The 19,568-nt window shown below is 33.7% G+C and carries 17 protein-coding genes; all 17 read right to left on the reverse strand.

Annotated features, from left to right (window positions below):
- Nucleotides 1-31 precede the first annotated feature (31 nt).
- Entirely contained in the window at nucleotides 32-358 is a 327-nt protein-coding gene (locus HYN56_RS02590) for a nucleotide pyrophosphohydrolase (RefSeq protein WP_012022600.1), read from the reverse strand.
- A 100-nt stretch (nucleotides 359-458) separates the two neighbouring features.
- Nucleotides 459-2,381, reverse strand: coding sequence for a DUF3857 domain-containing protein (locus HYN56_RS02595; RefSeq protein WP_109190747.1), 1,923 nt, complete (start codon nucleotides 2,379-2,381; stop codon nucleotides 459-461).
- Nucleotide 2,382: 1 nt separating this feature from the next.
- Nucleotides 2,383-4,395, reverse strand: coding sequence for a DUF3857 domain-containing protein (locus HYN56_RS02600; RefSeq protein WP_109190748.1), 2,013 nt, complete (start codon nucleotides 4,393-4,395; stop codon nucleotides 2,383-2,385).
- Between the two features lie 44 nt (nucleotides 4,396-4,439).
- The gene (locus HYN56_RS02605) at nucleotides 4,440-6,347 is read right to left on the reverse strand and encodes a DUF3857 domain-containing protein (protein WP_109190749.1); all 1,908 of its coding nucleotides are present in this window, start codon (nucleotides 6,345-6,347) and stop codon (nucleotides 4,440-4,442) included.
- Nucleotides 6,348-6,411: 64 nt separating this feature from the next.
- Nucleotides 6,412-6,864 (reverse strand): D-aminoacyl-tRNA deacylase, encoded by a 453-nt coding sequence (gene dtd, locus HYN56_RS02610; RefSeq protein WP_109190750.1) that lies wholly within the window; start codon nucleotides 6,862-6,864, stop codon nucleotides 6,412-6,414.
- A 151-nt stretch (nucleotides 6,865-7,015) separates the two neighbouring features.
- Nucleotides 7,016-7,993: a ribosome small subunit-dependent GTPase A gene (gene rsgA, locus HYN56_RS02615; RefSeq protein WP_109190751.1), complete on the reverse strand. Its 978-nt coding sequence runs from the start codon at nucleotides 7,991-7,993 to the stop codon at nucleotides 7,016-7,018.
- A gap of 258 nt (nucleotides 7,994-8,251) precedes the next feature.
- A complete protein-coding gene (locus tag HYN56_RS02620) occupies nucleotides 8,252-9,334 on the reverse strand; it encodes a bifunctional 3-deoxy-7-phosphoheptulonate synthase/chorismate mutase type II (protein ID WP_109190752.1) in 1,083 nt (360 codons plus the stop codon).
- Between the two features lie 13 nt (nucleotides 9,335-9,347).
- Nucleotides 9,348-10,202, reverse strand: a complete 855-nt coding sequence (locus HYN56_RS02625; RefSeq protein ID WP_109190753.1) for a prephenate dehydrogenase — start codon at nucleotides 10,200-10,202, stop codon at nucleotides 9,348-9,350.
- Nucleotides 10,203-10,490: 288 nt separating this feature from the next.
- The gene (locus tag HYN56_RS02630; RefSeq protein WP_109190754.1) at nucleotides 10,491-11,636 is read right to left on the reverse strand and encodes a pyridoxal phosphate-dependent aminotransferase; all 1,146 of its coding nucleotides are present in this window, start codon (nucleotides 11,634-11,636) and stop codon (nucleotides 10,491-10,493) included.
- 85 nt (nucleotides 11,637-11,721) lie between these two features.
- The gene (locus HYN56_RS02635) at nucleotides 11,722-12,549 is read right to left on the reverse strand and encodes a prephenate dehydratase (RefSeq protein ID WP_012022608.1); all 828 of its coding nucleotides are present in this window, start codon (nucleotides 12,547-12,549) and stop codon (nucleotides 11,722-11,724) included.
- Nucleotides 12,550-12,954: 405 nt separating this feature from the next.
- Nucleotides 12,955-13,254 carry a type II toxin-antitoxin system RelE/ParE family toxin gene (locus HYN56_RS02640; protein WP_109190755.1) on the reverse strand — a complete coding sequence of 100 codons (300 nt, stop codon included), beginning with the start codon at nucleotides 13,252-13,254 and terminating at the stop codon, nucleotides 12,955-12,957.
- Nucleotides 13,255-13,263: 9 nt separating this feature from the next.
- A complete protein-coding gene (locus HYN56_RS02645) occupies nucleotides 13,264-13,470 on the reverse strand; it encodes an addiction module protein (RefSeq protein ID WP_109190756.1) in 207 nt (68 codons plus the stop codon).
- A gap of 57 nt (nucleotides 13,471-13,527) precedes the next feature.
- Nucleotides 13,528-14,691 carry a DUF1501 domain-containing protein gene (locus HYN56_RS02650; RefSeq protein ID WP_109190757.1) on the reverse strand — a complete coding sequence of 388 codons (1,164 nt, stop codon included), beginning with the start codon at nucleotides 14,689-14,691 and terminating at the stop codon, nucleotides 13,528-13,530.
- Between the two features lie 12 nt (nucleotides 14,692-14,703).
- Nucleotides 14,704-16,101, reverse strand: a complete 1,398-nt coding sequence (locus HYN56_RS02655; RefSeq protein WP_109190758.1) for a DUF1800 domain-containing protein — start codon at nucleotides 16,099-16,101, stop codon at nucleotides 14,704-14,706.
- A 284-nt stretch (nucleotides 16,102-16,385) separates the two neighbouring features.
- Nucleotides 16,386-16,640: a hypothetical protein gene (locus HYN56_RS02660; RefSeq protein WP_146194559.1), complete on the reverse strand. Its 255-nt coding sequence runs from the start codon at nucleotides 16,638-16,640 to the stop codon at nucleotides 16,386-16,388.
- 7 nt (nucleotides 16,641-16,647) lie between these two features.
- A complete protein-coding gene (locus HYN56_RS02665) occupies nucleotides 16,648-17,022 on the reverse strand; it encodes a hypothetical protein (RefSeq protein WP_109190760.1) in 375 nt (124 codons plus the stop codon).
- Nucleotides 17,023-17,139: 117 nt separating this feature from the next.
- Complete coding sequence (locus HYN56_RS02670; RefSeq protein ID WP_109190761.1) at nucleotides 17,140-19,533, reverse strand: ribonucleoside-diphosphate reductase subunit alpha; 2,394 nt, start codon at nucleotides 19,531-19,533, stop codon at nucleotides 17,140-17,142.
- Nucleotides 19,534-19,568: the final 35 nt, after the last annotated feature.

Genomic DNA, 19,568 nt, shown 5'->3' on the forward strand with positions numbered 1-19,568 from the left:
GTAAATCAAAATTCACGCTGAAATTTCACAATTATTTCAATTTATCATTGTTTTTGTGACGATCTTTATCTCTAACCGATTTTAAGTCCATTTTTTTGTCAAAAGCAGCCTGTAAATCAATTCCTGTTTGATTCGCTAAACATAAAACCACAAAAACAACGTCTGCTAATTCCTCACCTAAATCTTTGTTTTTATCGCTTTCTTTTTCAGATTGCTCTCCGTAACGACGGGCAATAATTCTGGCAACTTCACCTACTTCTTCTGTAAGTTGTGCCATATTGGTCAATTCGTTAAAATAACGAACTCCATGTTCTTTTATCCAGGTATCAACATCTAGTTGTGCATTTTTCAAATCCATTTTTAAGCTTTTTTAAGGACAATTTTTTATTTTGCTTACGAAAGCTATTTAGTATTTCGCAAGTTATAACTGCAAAAATACTATTGTTTATATTAGATTCTCAAATCTTTTTTAAAACTATCTTTTCGGTTTGTTTAGCAGTCATTACTTTATAGTATTCTCTTAAAATCCCATATTGTTCACGTGCCACAATTGGGGAATTAATTTGATGCAAAATCAGTAATTGAAGTACATTGTCATTAAGAGCAATATTATATTTAAAGATTCCCAGACCTTCTTCCATAACTAATCCTTCAGCTTTTGGAATACTTTCTACAGTGAATCCTTCGGGAATACGTATGCTAATATTATATTTTTCTGCAAAAGGAAATCCGAAATCGACTGGATATTCTCTATTTTCCTGTTTAAAAGGATTTTTTGTATTGGCTAAAAAGAGCATTGGATTAATATAAATTTTACCTCCTATCATTTCAGATAAATCATTGCTTATAAACGAAAAGCTTTCTGTTGCAGGCAACAAATACTCTTTTTCATTATCCCGTTTATAATCACTCACCTGAATTTTACCATTTTTATTTTCAAGATTCTCCAAATATGTTTCTTCTTTTGTATTTGAGAAAACATTTCTTATAGCCATAGCATTATAATCTGTAGACTGTCGTCTTATTTTGCCATTAATTTTGCCATTTTCCTCAATGCTATAATCAATTGAAACATTGTTACTGGACATTTTTTTAGGCATTAAATCAATACTTTCAGAAGTTCCGTCTTTACGAATCAATCTTCCAATCCAATTGAGATCTCTTAAAGGAAGTACGTTTGGAGATGAAAATTTGTCTGCAGCATCGACTAATATAATGTCGTCTCCATTTTCAACAGCAGTGATCACAGCGTTAAAAGCGCTTATATTTGGGAAGAAAGCAATCCCGTTGGAACGTGTGCTAATCAAAACCGGATTTGCAGTAAGTCCCGCATATCGAAGCATAGCTGTCAACATTAAATTAATATCTGCACAATTTCCTGTTTTTTCTTTATATGCTTTTCGAACTCCTTTTTCACAAGAAAAACCTAAATGATTATTCCAGTTTATATTGGCTTTTACAAAATCAAGAATGGTCGTTAGTTTTTCTGTCGGATTATTTTTCCCTAACAATAAGGTTTTCAGATCGTCTTCAAAATATCCTGTTTTATTTAATTCTGCTCCAAAACTTTCGAATCCGTAAATTGTTTTTGCAACACTCGTCCAGTCAGAGGAAAATGTTTTATAAAGTTGTCCTGGAATTTCTACCCTTTCAAGTTCGAAGAAAATTCCTGTTCTGTAATTATTAATATTGTTTACATAACTTTCTTCCTTCATTGCCGGAAGGTTCTGATAAACATAAGTGGCTTCAGTTGCATTTCGTCCATACGCGCGGGTCGCTTTTGTGATGATTTTAGGAGAAAAAAAACCTCTCATATTTTTTTTAAATATAAAGTCGTCCGGAATAGTCGTTTTAAGTTCGGAATAATTGACCGGGATATTTTCCTGAAAACTCCAATCATAACGACTCAAAAAACCTACATCTTCTCTGTACTCATATTCTATTATAGATCCTTCTTTTACATCTGGAAAGGCTAACTTTTTTATCCAATAACTGTTATTTGTCTTTTCGATGAATTCGCTTTCCGGTTTTAATTTAGATTTTACAATTTTACCATCTACTAAATTATAAGTATAAGCACTCAGAATGTTTAAATATCCTGATCTTCCAGCACCAAAATACAAATGGACATTTGAAAAATGATACCCGTCACTTTTATAAATTTTGATTTTTTTACGAATGAGTTTTTCTGAATTTCCACTTAAATTTAAATTGATGGTAACATTACTTGCCAGAATAGCAGCTACCGCTCCGGAATCTTTTGGATGCATTTTCTCTTCCAGTTCGGCAATTGTTATCTTTCCAGGCGCATAATTTTGAGCCTGGATATCGATACAATTCCAAAAGAACACAAAACAAATTAAGAAAAAACGACTTAACATATTAAATACGTTTTAAAACTACTTTTTCTGTTTGCTTCGCAATCATTCCCTTGTAATATTCTTTCAGCATTTCATATTCTTCAGTAACCACTATTGCTCTGTTAATTTGATGTACTATACTTAACTGTAACATATTTTCGTTTGCAGCGATATTAAATTTAAAGCTTCCTAAATCATTTTCCATATTGTAAGCTACAGCAGCCGGAAGTGTTTCAACCGCAAATCCATCGGGAATTTTAATGGTGATATTGTATTTGTCCAAAAACGGATAACCAAAATCTACGGGATATTCTCTCACATCCTGCTTAAACGGATTTTTATCCTGAGCGAAGAAAAGCATTGGATTTACGTATATTTTACCTCCAATAACTTCACATAAATTATTTCCTGTAAAGGAATAGGATTCAATAGTTGGAGCTAAAAAATCTTTCTCATTTGTTCTCGAATATTCACTTACTTCAATTTTACCGCTATTATTTTCGAGTTTCTCAAGGTATTCTTCTTCTTTTAATTTCTCGAAATTTTCTCTTGTTATCATGGCATTATAATCTGAACATTGTCTTCGGGTTTTCCCTTTAATTTTTCCCTCTGCATCAATATCATAATTCATAAAAACAATATCATTAGAAGCTTTTGTCGGCATCAGATCAATTTCCTGAGAACTTCCATCTTTTCTTATTAATCGTCCCATCCAGTTCAGGGCTCTCATAGGAAGCATATTAGGCGTTGCATATCTGTCAGTAGCATCTAATAAAATATAGCCATTTGGAGTTTCTACTGCCGCAATAACATAATTAAAAGCTGTTCTGTTTGGGAAAAAAGCAACCCCATTGGAACGTGTACTTACCAGAACCGGATTTGCTGTTAAACCGGAATAGCGTAACATAGCCGTCAGCATCAAATTAATATCTGCAACGTTTCCTGTTTTTTCTTTATAGGTCTTTTTAACTCCGTTATCACAGCCATAACCATAATAACTATTCCATTTTACATTTGATTTTACATGGTTTAAAATTACCCACATTTTTTCCTCCGGAGTATTAATTCCTGCCAATATCTTTTTCAGATCTTCTTCAAAATATCCTGTTTTATTTAGTTCAGGGCCAAAATCTTCATATTCGTAGATTGTTTTTACGACTGAATTCCAGTCTGTAGAATATTCTTTGATAGGTCTGTTTGGAAAATGTGTTAATGATAATTCATGCTCAACACTTGATCTGTAATTATTGATATTATTAACGAAACTTTCATCTTTCAATGCCGGAAAATCCTGAGCAACATATGTAACTTCTGTTTCTATGTAATCTATTTTATCCGTATAGAATTCCGTTTTTGCTACATATTGATTCCCTCTGTCTTTGCTTGTAATCGTAATTGTTCTTGGATTTTTTAAGGTTGTTGTTTTAGGAAATAAATACCCTTTTTGACGTGGTTTAAAGACATAATATTCCGGATAAGCTACTTTAAACTCCGAATAATTTACCGGAATTGAAGTCTGAAAATCCCAGTCACGTATCATAGCATCACTAGGAGATCTCACAGTATATCGAAATTCTATTACCGAACCTTCTTTTAAATTCGGCATTGTAATCTTTTTTTGTCCTCTGTATTTTGAAAGTACTTCATCAAAAGAACCATCACTTTTCAGTTTTGTTTTTTCTATTTTACCATTCACCAGGTTATAAGTCACTGCATCTGAAAAGAATACTCTTTCTTTTAATGAGTTGTAATTGTAATACCAAACTTCCTGATTTGCCCAGTCGTAACCTTCTTTTTTATAAATTTTGATGCGCGTTTCAACATCGGTCATCATATAAAAACCTTCGTTTTGATCAAACTCCATCCTTGACACTCCTTTCTTATACAAAATAGCAGCAATAGCCGAAGTATCTTTTGGGTGGACTTTCTGTTCCAATTCAGCAACAGAGACTTTTCCTAATCTAAATTCCTGTGCAATCGAACTTGTAGCAATTAGCAAAATTGCAGACAAGCTAATAAGTTTAATAATTTTCATTGGTAATTTTTGGTTGGTTTTGTTTAATTTTTGGTTGTTCTTCGTTAGTTCCTGGTCAATATTATTTTGGCATTATCATTTTTAGAAACTTGCTCCATAAACAAACGGTATTCATCATATTCTTTGTTTGAATATTTTCCTTTGTTTAAAAACATGGATCTTTTATATACCAGTTTGTTATCGTTGTTTTTTATGATTTCTGTTTTGTACTCACCAAATTTTCCTTTAAGCTCATAATTTTGAGGAAGAAATTCGATACTAAAACCTGTTGGCAGATTGATCTCGATTTCATCTGTATCTAAATAACCACGCTGAATCTGGAATGGACTTTTACGATTTCTTATTCGTTTTATGTTTGCTGAATTCTGGTTAAAAGCATCCACCGTAAAAATCATTTTACTACCTGAAATCACTCCATAGTTGGATGCTGATAACTGAACATCTTCAATAAAATTGATATTTTCTTTATCATTAGTAAAAGTGATTTTACCCAATTTTAGATTATTGATATTATCCCAATATTCTTTGTAGTGTTTTTCTTTTTCGTGAGGTTGTAAGGTTTCAATCCTTGATTTGGAAGCATATTGACTTCCTTGCGATGCTATTTTTAAAACTCCGGAAAAATCACCGTTTTCATTAAGTGTATAGATTCCTTTTCCCGTTTGAGTATTTCCTTTGTCCTCATAAATTTTAGTACGAACAATTTCACCTCCTTCGGGTTTAACTACTAAAACATCTCTGTCATCTGTAAAAGTTCCCTGATAACCGAAAGGATCGTCCTGACTTGTACATTCCAGCCAAATATAATTATCTCCATTTGGCACTGCTAAAATCATATGATTTCCCTGCATTGAAACAAAATCAGACTGAATATTTGCTTTATAACGATCTCCATATAAAATAGTATTATACGAAGGGACATCTACAATCTGTAAAAGTGCTTTTGTGTAATTAGATAATGCTTTACAATCTCCGTAGCCTAAACGATCTACATCTGCAGCCATCATAGGCTTCCATCCGCCAATACCAACAGCAATATTTACATATCTGGATTTTTTCTGAACATAATCATAAATGATTTTGGTCTTTTTAACAAGATCTTTTTCATCTCCGACCAAAGCTTTGATCTTAACCTTTGTTTCTTCGGGCAAAGTAGTAGTTCCGGACAGAATTTTTTCTCCGTACCATTTCCCAAAAGCTTCCCAGGTTGTTGCCGTACCATCGACTCCTTCTAAATGAAAATGCTCCAGTCCCATCATTATTTTAGGATATAGATCCGATGGATAAGGGCTGTAGTCTTCTTCTTTTTGAGCCGGAATATTAGCTGCTTTATAACTTAGCTTTGTATCCGTATCAACCGTTTTTTTTATTTTAAAATCAGAAAACTGAAACTCTTTCTTTTTAAAACCTAAGTTATTTGGATACGATACATTTAAAATACAATTCTCTACACTAACATTGTAGCCGCTCAAAAAATACCATTTTGGGATAAAAGCCGTATTTGAAGTTTCGATTTCGCTGCTATAAGCCACAGTAAAAGGATATGAAACAGGAGTGTAATCTAAATAAAGTACTCTGTTGTCAGAAAAAAGAGTACTGCCACTTACTGCGCTTTGGTCTTTAAAATCCTTTTTCTTGATTTTTTTGATTTCATTACCAAAAGCGTCATATACAACAGCTTCAACACCTTTTATGGATGTTGATTTATCGTAGTACTCATAACCATCTATTTCACTCAGACCTTTTTGATTTAAAACAGTTACGACTCTCTGTTTTTTAATATTCATGCTTCTTTGCGACAGAATATTAATGTCCATTTGATCTAATCGAACAACAGCATTTGCATTTTCTTTTAGACTATCTGAAATTTTTAAAATGGAATAATCGTTCTTTTGAGCAAAAGAAGTAAGGGTAAAAAATAAAAAAAGTAATGCGCAACAGAGGTTTTTCATTAGTAAGGATTTTCATCAAATATATATTATTTTTAGAAATCCTTAACAAATGTTTAATAATATTTTACTCCTTGTTTTTACTGTCAATCAAGATTGTAACAGGTCCGTCATTTAAAAGATTTACTTTCATATCGGCACCAAAAATTCCGGTTTGGACTTTTTTTCCAAACTCTTTTTCAAGTGACTTTACAAAACTTTCGTACATTGGAATAGCAAAGTCCGGTTTTGCTGCTTTTATGTAAGAAGGACGATTTCCTTTTTTGGTAGAAGCATGAAGTGTAAACTGACTTACCACAATAATATCTCCGTCAACATCCTGAACCGAGCAGTTCATAACATCATTTTCATCTCCAAAGATTCTCATTTTGATGATTTTTCCCGAAAGCCAGTCAATATCATCCTGAGTATCGGCATCTTCTATTCCAACTAAAACCAATAAACCCTTTTTAATATCGGCTGTTTTTTGGCCATCAACGGTTACAGATGCCTCGGAAACTCTTTGAAGTACAATTTTCATTTTTATTTTGATCTAAGTGCAACCTAATTTATTGGCCACAGATTACACGGATTAAACAGATTTTAATTTCTGTGTTTAAATGCACTGCAGTGCATCTCTACATTTGATTTTTTTGTTGGAATTTGGAGTTTAAGAGAATTGGAATTTTAAATTACTTTCTCGTTTCATCACTCGCCGCACGATCTTCGCCGTAAGTATCTGTGCGATAATGCTCTTCGTCTCCTTCAAGGATTTTTAGATAACTGTTATAGCGTGACCAGGCAATTTCATCTTTTTCCAGAGCCGCTTTTATGGCACAATGTGGTTCTTCTTTATGTAAACAGTTGTTAAACTTACATTGGTCTTTGAGTCTGAAAAACTCAGGAAAATAACCACTAATTTCTGATGGTTCCATATCAACAATCCCGAAACCTTTGATTCCCGGGGTATCGATAATTCGGGCATCAAAAGACAAATCATACATTTCGGCAAAAGTGGTAGTATGCTGACCTTGTTTACTTTGTTCTGAAATAACCGTAGTTTTTAAATGAAGACTTGGTTCCATAGCATTTACCAAAGTCGATTTTCCAACTCCGGAATGTCCTGAAAACATACTGACTTTACCAATCATCATTTCTTTCAGCTTGTCAACACCTTTATTTTCTGTTGATGAAATTCGAAGACATTTATAACCTATTTCAGAATAAATATGCTGTAAATAAAGTTGATCGTCTAAAGTCTGATCGTTTAGCGTATCAATTTTATTAAAAATAAGAATGGCTTCTATCCCGTATGCTTCAGCAGTAACCAAAAAACGGTCGATAAAACTTGTAGTTGTCGGCGGATTATCAATCGTAACCAATAAAAAAACCTGATCAATATTGGAAGCAATAATATGAATCTGCTTAGACAAGTTTACCGATTTACGAACGATATAGTTTTTTCGTTCATGAATATTATGAATTGTCCCCGTTATAGCATCCGAAGTTTCATCTAATTCATAATCGACAATATCGCCTACAGCAATAGGATTGGTACTTTTGATACCTTTTATTCTGAATTTCCCTTTCATACGGCATTCCACAAAATCTCCATTTTCAGATTTTACGGTGTACCAGCTTCCTGTAGATTTATAAACGGTTCCTGTCATTCTTTAATTTTAGATTGCTGATTTTAGATTAAACCTAAATTCTTTGCAAAGATAAATGAATAATTTAAACCATATAAGTTATATAAGTGAATATAAATACCCACTTCTTAAAACAAAAAAAATCCCCATCACTTTTTTCAAAGCAATAGGGATTTTTAAAAAACAATCTAATTTTAAATGCGTGATATAACTAAACTCAACAACAAAGCTTTTAAAAAACTTAAATTATCTTATATCACTTATATGGTTTCGAAAAAATTATGCGTTGAAAATTTTCTCTTGGTGTCCAATACTTTCTTGGTGAATTGCTTTGAACATTCTTAAAACGAATTCTTCAGTAAGACCTTTTTTCTCGCCTTCTAAAATCATTTTTCCTAAGATTTCGTTCCAACGGTTGTTTTGAAGAATCGCAACGTTAGCGTCTTTTTTCACTTGACCAATTTCGTCAGCCACTTTCATACGTTTTCCTAATAACTCTAATAAGTTAGCATCCAATACATCGATGTTTGCTCTTAGTTTAGTCATTTTTTGGCTGTACTCATCTGTAGTATCATCCGTTTTTCTGATGGTCAAATCTTTGATGATTTGTTTCAAAGCATCTGGAGTCACTTGTTGTGCAGCATCAGACCAAGCGTTGTCCGGATCGATATGCGTTTCGATAATCATACCGTCGTAATTCAAGTCTAAAGCTTCCTGAGTTACTTCGAAAATCATTTTACGATCTCCAGTAATGTGAGATGGATCGATGATTAATGGCAAATCAGGGAATTTATTTTGTAATTCGATAGCAATTTGCCACTCTGGAATGTTTCTGTATTTTGTTTTTTCGTAAGTAGAGAAACCTCTGTGAATAACTCCTAATTTCTCGATACCCGCCATATGTAAACGCTCAACACCACCTAACCATAAAGCTAAATCCGGGTTTACAGGGTTTTTAACCAAAACAATTTTATCAGTTCCTTTTAATGTGTCAGCAATTTCCTGAACTGCGAAAGGGTTTGCAGTTGTACGTGCTCCAACCCATAAAACGTCGATATCGTATTCTAAAGCTAGTTTACAGTGAGCTGCAGTCGCAACTTCAGTTCCCATTAATAAACCAGTTTCAGCTTTTGCTTTTTGTAACCATTTTAATCCAATTTCTCCAATTCCCTCAAATCCTCCCGGACGAGTTCTTGGTTTCCAGATTCCGGCTCTGAAAACGCTTACTTTAGAATCTTTTAATTCGTGAGCGATTTTCAATACCTGATCTTCAGTTTCTGCACTACAAGGTCCAGCTATCACAAGTGGGTGATTCAAATTGAAATCTTCTAACCACTTTCTCATTTCTTTCTTATTTTCCATTTTATTATAGTTTTTACTTTTTAATTAATCCGTTTAATATTTCTTTTATTTTATTTGTGCTTTCCATTTCTTCAAAAATGGCGTTATAATCTTCTTCTTTTAACAAATCCCTAAACCGACTGAGATTTGAGATATAAGCTTCTAAAGTTTCCAGAACGTGTTCTTTATTTTGTTTAAAAATTGGTGTCCACATCGCTGGCGAACTTTTGGCTAAACGAACGGTACTTTCAAATCCACTTCCCGCCATATCAAAAATATCTTGTTCGTCCTTTTCTTTGTTCATTACTGTTTTTCCGAGCATAAACGAACTGATGTGCGATAAATGCGAAACATAAGCTATGTGTTTATCGTGCGAAACCGGATCCATATATCGAATCCTCATTCCGATTGAGGTAAAAAGATTCAATGCTTTTTCCTGCAATTTAAAAGCCGTTTTTTCGACTTCACAGATAATGTTTGTCTTTCCCTGAAACAAACCTCTTATTGCTGCCGAAGGCCCGGAAAACTCTGTTCCTGCAATTGGATGCGTAGCAATAAAATTTCTTCTTTTCGGATGACTCGCTACCGCATCACAAATTGGTTTTTTCGTCGATCCAACTTCAAAAACAATTGTTTTATCTCCTACTGCATCCAAAACTTTAGGTAAAACCGTCAGCGCTACATCTACCGGAACCGAAACAATTACAAAATCGGCTTTTGATAGATCTTCAAAACTTCCTGCTTCGTCAATAACTCCTAACTCAATCGCTTGTTGTAAATGTTGTTCGTTATTATCGATTCCAAAAATAGTCGCCTCAGGATAACGTCCTTTGATGTCCAGCACCATCGAACCTCCAATTAATCCTATTCCTATTACGTATACTTTCATATTTCTTTTTATTAGAAGCTGTTTCCTGCTATCCGTTTCAATCTTTTCCGCCGAACCCCGGCGCAAAAGGATTTCCACTTCTATCAGGGCTAGGGCTTCTCGTTTTTTCAAGACCTTTATCGTTTTCCGTTTTTTTTGTCATTTCGACGAAGGAGAAATCTTCGCAAGTAGCTCCGCAACGAAAATCCAATCTTTGTGGAGTTTCTCGTGGAGATTTCTCCTTCGTCGAAATGACAAACTGTGGCTAAAAATCTAAAATCTTAATACTTAATTCTAAAGTCTTAATACTTAAAATCGATCTATCGCTTCCTGTACTTTTTCTTCTTTCACGCACAATGAGAATCTGATATAACCTTCGCCGTTGCTTCCAAAAATGGTTCCCGGTGTAATGAAAATATGTTTCTCATATAATATTTCGTCAATGAACTTTTCTGCTGATTCTATTCCTTCCGGAAGTTTTGCCCAAACAAATAAACCAACTCCTTCTTTATACACTTTACAGTTCAACTTTTCAGCTAATTTTTCCGTTAATTCTCTACGGCGTCTGTAAATTTTGTTTTGGTCTTCGAACCAGGATTTATCACATTTTAAAGCGGCGATGGCACCTTTTTGGATTCCGTAATACATTCCGCTGTCCATGTTACTTTTTACTTTTAGAACTGCATCGATAATTTCAGGGTTTCCTAAAACCATTCCGACTCTCCAGCCGGCCATGTTGAATGTTTTACTTAACGAATTCAATTCTAAAGCCACATCCTTCGCACCTTCAACCTGCAATAAACTCATCGGATTATCATTCAAAACAAAACTATACGGATTGTCGTTGATTAATAATATATTGTGTTTTTTAGCAAAAGCAACCAGTTTTTCAAATAACGCTAAACTTCCTCTAGCTCCTGTAGGCATGTGCGGATAACCCAGCCACATAATTTTTACTTTCGAAAGATCCAGTTTTTCTAAAGCTTCAAAATCTGGTTCCCATGCATTTTCTTCTTTCAAATCATAATAAACCGGAACTGCCTGAACCAAATTGGTTACCGAAGTATAAGTTGGATAACCTGGATTCGGAATTAAAACATGATCGCCTTCATTTAAAAAAGCCAACGAAATGTGCATAATTCCTTCTTTTGAACCCATCAATGGCAAAATCTCATTGTTCGGATTCACTTCCACACCAAACTGATCTTTATAAAAATCCGCCATCGCCTGTCTCATTTCCGGTAATCCCTGATAGCTTTGATAACCATGTCCGTTTTCGTCTTGAATTGCTGCGGCAACCGCTTCAATTACTGCTTTTGACGGACTCAAATCAGGGCTTCCAATTCCCATATTGATGATCGGTTTTCCTTCAGACATCAACTGACGAACTTCTCTTAATTTTGATGAGAAGTAGTATTCTTCAACTGTGTCTAATCGTTTTGCTGTTGTAATCATTGTTTTTATTGCTTTAGACCTTAGGCTGTAAGCTTTAGGCTTTCTTTTTTAACTTCTAACTTTTAACTAATAACTCTTAACTTCCTTAAGGTCTGGTATTTTTATATTCTCCCAACACTTTAAAATACTCTGCCATGATATTTAATAATGCTTTTGCTTTTGCAAAATCTTCATATTTCTCGAATGTTACATCTACGAAGAATGAATATTTCCAAGGTGTTTCAATTTTTGGAAGCGACTGGATTTTTGTCAAATTCAGTTTACAGTCACTCATTACATTCAAAACTGCTGCTAAGCTTCCTCTTTTGTGATCTAATTCAAACTTAATAGACGCTCTATTGATTTCGCTTTCCGGCAAAAATGAATTTTGCTTTTTGATGATCACGAAACGTGTCATATTGTTTTTAATCGTTTGAATCGATGATGCAATAATATCCAGATCGTACATTTCAGAAGCCGTTACACTTGCAATTGCCGCAATTCCGGTTAACTGTTTTTCCTGAATTCTTCTTGCTGTTTCGGCTGTATCTTTATCCTCAATCAATTTGATATTTGGATATTGTTTCAGGAAATCCATACACTGTAAAAGGGCCATTGGATGTGAATGAACTTCTTTTATATCTTCAATTTTCTGACCTTTCAAGGCCATTAAATTCTGCTGAATGTTTAAATAATGCTCTCCAATTATGTGTAAATTATTCTTGTCAATCAAAGCATAATTCGGAATAATTGGTCCAGCAATTGAATTTTCGATCGCCATTACGGCCTGATCAGATTTTCCGGCAATAAGGCTGTCGATCAATTCTTCAAAAGACAAACATTCATCAATATCCACATTTTCAGAGAAATACTCCTTTACAACCTGATGATGAAATGATCCTTTAATACCTTGTATTGCAATTTTCGTTGTCATATAGTCAAAAAAAAATCCTGATTTGCATCAGGATTGTATATTAGTTTTATTTGTCTTTTATATTTTTCAAATAACCATAGCACAATCCTCACTTCTACTAAAGAAGAAATAAAAGTTGTTGCTAAAATAAAAACGGTTAGTTGCCATTTTGTTTGTGTTATTTTGTAAATTCTCTGCGAATGTATAAATTATTTTTAGTGCACCAAAAAAAAGATTGCATTTTATGAAACAAAAAGGGATTTCTTAACAAATTTAGCCCGTTTTGTATGATAATATAAAAAAATCGGCTTAAAATGAGAATATTAGAATGAAGTTCTAAGGTTCTGAGATGCTAAGGTTCTAAGTTTTTTCGCCACGAATTCACGAATTAGCGCAAATCATTGTAGTTAATATTTTAAATTTAATTTACAAACCTAATCTTTTAGACCAATTTTTAGGAGAACGAGAAGTGTGAAAAATCCCAAGAACAATTATTTCCTCTTTTTCGAATCTATAATGAATCCCATAAGGAAATCTTGAAATAAATAAAATTTTGACATTCTTATATTTCTTTTGGAACGCATTTGGATTTCTTAAGATTGTATCTATTCCAGCCTCTAAACAAAGTTCAAAATCATAAGAAAGTCCAACACGCTGTTCTTCGTACCAAAGAACAATATCTTCAATATCGAATAATGCTTCCTTTACAAAACGAAGTCTATACACTTTATCTTATTATCTTAGAGATTTTAAATGAGCCTTAACTTCATCCCAAGAATATAATTCCGTTTTTCCTTCTTCTAGATTTTGAATTCGAATATCCAATTCTCTCTTAACATCATCAGAAATTTCCAAATCATTTTTAGAAACACTGTCCCATAATTGCTCTGCTAAAACAATTTTTTCAGCATTGCTATATTTAGATAGATTTTTGATTTCCATATTTTTATTATTAAGATGAATACAAATTTAAGCAAATTTAATTACTAATTAGTTAATTCAAAATAGTCCCGAAACCGGTTTATTCATAATCCCAATTTTAGCATAATCGAAATTCATTTTTTCTTTTAATAAAGAGGCATATACACTTCTAAAATCGATTTGATATTTCAAATCGCCATTATCCAAATCTGCTAAATTTGGATTATTCCCTAAAATTGTTCCTTTGTTGTTTCCTCCTATGATAAACATTGGCGCTGCAGTTCCATGATCGGTTCCGCTTCCGTTGTCTTTTACCCGTCTTCCAAATTCGGAGAAAACCACAACTGTAACATTTTGCAATAATTGAGCTTGTTTTAAATCAGAATAGAAACTAAATAAAGCATCATTTAAATCGGTTAGTTTTCTTTCGTGAATGGAAAGCTGATTATCGTGTGTATCAAATCCGTTAAGAGACGTATAATATACTTTTGAGTTTAGGTTTCCTTTTATTAAACGTGCAATCCATTCCAGGTTTTTCGATAACTCTGTTTTGGGATAACTGATTTCTGTTTTGGATTTTGCTAATGCTTTTTGGATTTCATCTGAACCTTCTGTAACGGAATTAGCAATTTTTCGAACAAAATCTAAATGCGGATTTTTAGACAATATCACATTCTCTTCTTTGGATTTTACCTTAAATCGATCCGGATCTTTTACGGTTATAAAATTCGGTTCAACTCCTTTTAAAGCCAAATTATCAATCGAATCTAAATTAATTCCGGCTGTTGCTTGATGTCCGTTGCATTGCAGATCTAAAAATCTTCCAAGCCAGCCTTCATTTATATATTTATTAGAATCCGTTGCCGTCTGCCAGATTTCCTGACTTCTAAAATGCGAACGAATTGGTTCTGGATAACCCACATTTTGAATTACCGTTAAATCGCCATTTTGCTGCATTTGAGCAAAATCTTTTAACGAAGGATGAAATGCCATTCCTTTGTTCTTTCCAACAACTAAATCTTTATTTAAAGCAATCTTCGTTCGTAAATCATAATATAACGGATCATCGTACGGAATAAAAGTATTCAAACCATCGTTTCCGCCATTCAGCTGTACAAAAACGACACATTGTTCTCCCACAATCAAATTGTTTTGAGAACCAAAAGCGTGTAAGAAATCAGGAAGCACAAGTAATCCGCCTGTAAAAGTTCCTGTCAGTGTTAGAAAATTTCTTCTGTTCATGATTAGTGCTTTTTAGATTAATTGATATTCCGGAAGTTTAGTGATGTAATTAAAAAGTCTGACCACAGCAAAATCAGCATGCGGATCTTTGGGATCAAAATCGTATTTCAAAAGATTCTCCATGTCTTTCTGAGCCGAATCGCTGACGGTAAACAACAATCGATCTGACAATTCAGAAATTATCGTTTTATTATTTCCATCGGAATCAAAAGTAACTTTCACGGAAACTTTTTCATAATCCGATTTTTCTTTTTCAACTCCGTTTACCATTGTTTTCAAAACTCTTCGATTTAGGCTTTTTCCACTGCATAATAAATCGGCTGTATTGTTTCTTTGAAGATAAATCTGTGAAGTCAACCAGGAATTTCCGCCGTCCCAACCTTTTACATTTACCTGATTGTACAAATCCATTCCCTGCTGTTTTATAAAAGCCATAATTGCAGCGTCATTAACATTCTCCAAATGCAATTCGTCACAAAGCTGTAAAATATAAACCAGCGGATTTTTGATTTTATTTCCAGAATTTTCTTTTTTAAATTCTTCAGTGAAGATTTTAGTCAATAAAGGTTCAATTTCAAACTTTTGCTTTCGGAAATAATCGCCATAATACACTACCAGATCTTCAGGCGGATTATCATATATAAACCATTTCAGAATTTTTCTTGTAATGAGATATGGAATGTTTTTTTGTTCGAAAATAATATCGACTAAATCGTCTGCTTTCCAGTTTCCGGTTTTTCCGAAGTAAATTTTATCGCTGTTGTCTTCAATATTTTTTCTGTAAACAGCACCTTCATCACCAATATTCAATCCGGCCAAAGCTTTTGCACCGTTTTTAATATCATTTTCGGTATAATTTCCAATTCCGATTGTGAATAGTTCCAGTAATTCACGGATTAAGTTTTCGTTTACTTTACCCTTTTTGTTATCTCCATTGTCTAAATACCGAACCATCGCATTTGATTTCAGAATTTGTTTGGTTAATTCTTTGAAATTACCAAAGGCATTTTCACGCAAAATCATGTTGTGCTGATAAATCCAGTAATTGATTTTTACTTTTTGTGAAGTCGAAACAAAATGATTGTGCCAGAAACAAACCATGTTTTCACGTAACGGAAATTCATCGTTTCGCATTTTAGCAATCCACCATTTTTTGAATTCGGCAGTCGCTTGATTTTCTTTTTTCTGAATTTCCTTTTTTGTCTCGGGATCTGAAGTTTTGATGATTTCCCGAACTTGTTTCAATTCTAAAGTGGTTTTAGGCTGATCTTGCAGAAAGTCTGGAAGTGTTGTATCAAATTTCGAATTATAAGATTGCTTTAGAAATTTTTCTAAGCCGAGTTTTTCAATTTGCGAAGTTTGTTTTCCTGAAAAACCTAATCGTAAGGACCAAAGACTGCTTTTTTTCATTGTTCAGAAATTATTACAATAAGACTCGAGTTTCTTTTAAAGGTTTAATTTTAAAGAGACTAAGTTGCTAAGATTCTGAGGTGCTAAGTTTTGAAAAAGTCTTTGGTAATAATTAGAACGGGGAATTTTCGGAGATATTGTTTTCACAATATTGAACAACCATAATCAAATATAGCCCGTGGTTTCAACCACGGGAAGACAATGCGTTTTCATAATCTATTTTCACAATCCGTTTCCCGTGGTTGAAACCACGGGCTATATCCACAAAAAGCTCTTAAACCTCCTTAGTACAAAAACTCATCCACGAATTCTTTATTTTCATTTAGATATAGAAAATAATTGCCTGACTTTATCTGATTCTCATAAAGTTCTAATTTGATTTCAATACATGGAGTTGGAATAAAATCATGGTCGATTAAAATCGAAATGGATTTTGGAATAATTTCAACAATATTCACTTCTATAAAATCAATTTTCTTCAAATATTCTTGAGCTAACTCATAATATTCATTTTTATACTGAACAATATTTAAATCCATGCGAATATTAATATTTAACTTTTTTCCAGCAATGATCAAATCTTTCAATATCGTCAATTAAAAAAGCTATTTTTTTATTATTGACTTTGATAAACCTCAATAGCTGTCTATTATCGTAAAGTAATAAAGTATCACCAAGCATTTTCCATTTCCCATATTCATCAACAGAGCTCCTTAAAACATTTTTCCTAGCCATCTTTCTGGAATTATACTTTTGGTATGAGAGTCTATAACTATAATCATCCTTCAGATACAATACACTAACTCCATAAAAATACCCATTTGCAGGATAAGAATCGTAAGCAATTCTATAAATAATATCTCTCTTCTGAGCAAAGACAAAATTGACCAGAAAGAAAACTATGACTAAAGTTTTATTCATACTAATTACCTAATACGTTTAATAACAAATAAACAAAAAAAGCAGTTATCAAAACGACAACTGCTTTTCATATATCAAATTAACAATCTAAAATCTCAGATCTAAATTCTAAAATCATTAAGACCCACACATTTCACAATCCTCAGGATCTGCCGCTTGTGCTTTTAAAAGCATCGCTTTGTAATCCTCAACACTGATTGCTTCAGTTTCTGCAACTAAAGAAGGAGCTGTTTCTTCTTTTTTATCATTGTTTAATGTGAATTTAATCGCATCTACAGCCGCTTTTGTTCTTAGGTAATACATTCCTGTTTTTAAACCAGACTGCCAAGCGTAGAAGTGCATTGACGTTAGTTTAGAATAGTTAGCATCCTGCATGAACAAGTTCAACGATTGAGACTGGTCAATGAAATATCCTCTTTGACGAGACATATCGATAATATCTTTCATCGACATTTCCCAAACTGTTTTATAAAGATCTTTTAAGTCTTGCGGAATGATATTGATGTTTTGAACAGAACCATTATGACGCATAATTTCTTGTTTCAAATCTTCGTTCCATAAACCTAATTTTACTAAATCTTCCAGTAAATGTTTGTTTACTACGATGAACTCTCCAGACAATACACGACGTGTGTAAATGTTTGAGGTATATGGTTCAAAAGCTTCGTTGTTTCCAAGAATCTGAGAAGTCGATGCAGTTGGCATTGGCGCAACTAAAAGAGAGTTACGAACTCCGTGTTCAACCACTTCTTTTCTTAATGAAGCCCAGTCCCAACGGCCTGACAATTCTTCATCTTTCATTCCCCACATATTGTATTGGAATTCTCCTTGTGACATTGGCGACCCTTCAAAAGTTGAGTATGGCCCTTCTTCTTTTGCCATTTCCATAGAAGCGGTTACAGCAGCGAAGTATAAAGTTTCGAAAATTTCCTGGTTTAATTTTTTTGCTTCATCACTTGTAAACGGCATACGCAACATGATGAAAGCATCAGCTAAACCTTGTACACCTAATCCAACCGGACGGTGACGCATATTTGAATTTTCAGCTTCTTTTACCGGATAATAGTTTCTGTCGATTACTTTGTTCAGGTTACGAGTTACACGTTTTGTAACATTGTAAAGTGCCTGGTGATCAAATTCTCCGTTATCAATGAACATTGGTAAAGAGATTGAAGCCAAATTACAAACTGCAATTTCATCTTTAGAAGTAAACTCCATAATCTCTGTACACAAGTTAGAAGAACGAATTGTTCCTAAATTCTTGTGATTCGATTTACGGTTTGCCGCATCTTTGTACAACATATATGGCGTTCCTGTCTCGATTTGTGATTCCAGGATTTTCTCCCATAATTCACGAGCACGGATTGTTTTTCTTCCTTTATTTTGAAATTCGTAATCGGTATATAATTTTTCAAATTCATCTCCATAAACATCATATAATCCCGGACATTCGTTTGGACACATTAAAGTCCATGTAGAATCTTCCTGAACACGTTTCATGAATAAATCTGAAGTCCACATGGCAAAGAATAAATCTCTCGCACGCATTTCTTCTTTTCCTGTATTTTTCTTTAAATCCAAGAAATCAAAAATATCAGCATGCCAGGTTTCGATATAAATCGCAAAACTTCCTTTACGTTTTCCACCACCTTGATCTACGTAACGAGCGGTATCATTGAAAACTCTCAACATTGGAACAATTCCGTTTGAAGTTCCGTTTGTACCGCGAATGTAAGATCCTGTTGCACGAACGTTATGAATAGAAAGTCCAATTCCTCCCGCTGATTGCGAGATTTTTGCTGTTTGTTTTAATGTATCGTAAATTCCGTCAATACTATCATCCTGCATTGCCAAAAGGAAACAAGAAGACATCTGCGGTTTTGGAGTTCCTGCATTGAACAACGTTGGCGTTGCGTGCGTAAAGAACTTTTTAGACATTAAATCGTAAGTTTCAATTACTGATTTTAAATCGTCTAAGTGAATACCAACCGAAACACGCATTAACATGTGCTGCGGACGCTCAACGATTTTTCCGTTTATCTTAAGAAGATAAGAACGCTCTAAGGTTTTGAAACCAAAATAATCGTAATTAAAATCTCTAGTATAAATGATATGAGAATCTAAAAAAGCAGCGTTTTCCTGAATCACTTTGTAAACATCATCTGCAATTAACGGCGCGTCCTGACCGTTTCTTGGGTTTACGTAGTTGTACATATCTTTCATCGTTTCCGAGAAAGATTTTTTTGTATTAGAGTGTAAATTTGAAATTGCCACACGAGCTGCCAATTGTGCATAATCCGGGTGAGCAATTGTCATAGATGCTGCAGTTTCTGCCGCAAGATTATCTAGTTCAGAAGTCGAAACTCCGTCATACAATCCTTCGATAACTCTCATCGCTACCTTTACCGGATCTACAAGCTCGTTTAAGCCGTAGCACAATTTTTTGATTCTTTCTGTAATCTTATCAAACATTACGGGCTCTCTGTGGCCATCTCTTTTTACTACATACATAAGCTTACCTTTTATAGTTATTGAAAAAATGAAAG

The organism is Flavobacterium crocinum (assembly GCF_003122385.1).
Lineage (GTDB): Bacteria > Bacteroidota > Bacteroidia > Flavobacteriales > Flavobacteriaceae > Flavobacterium > Flavobacterium crocinum.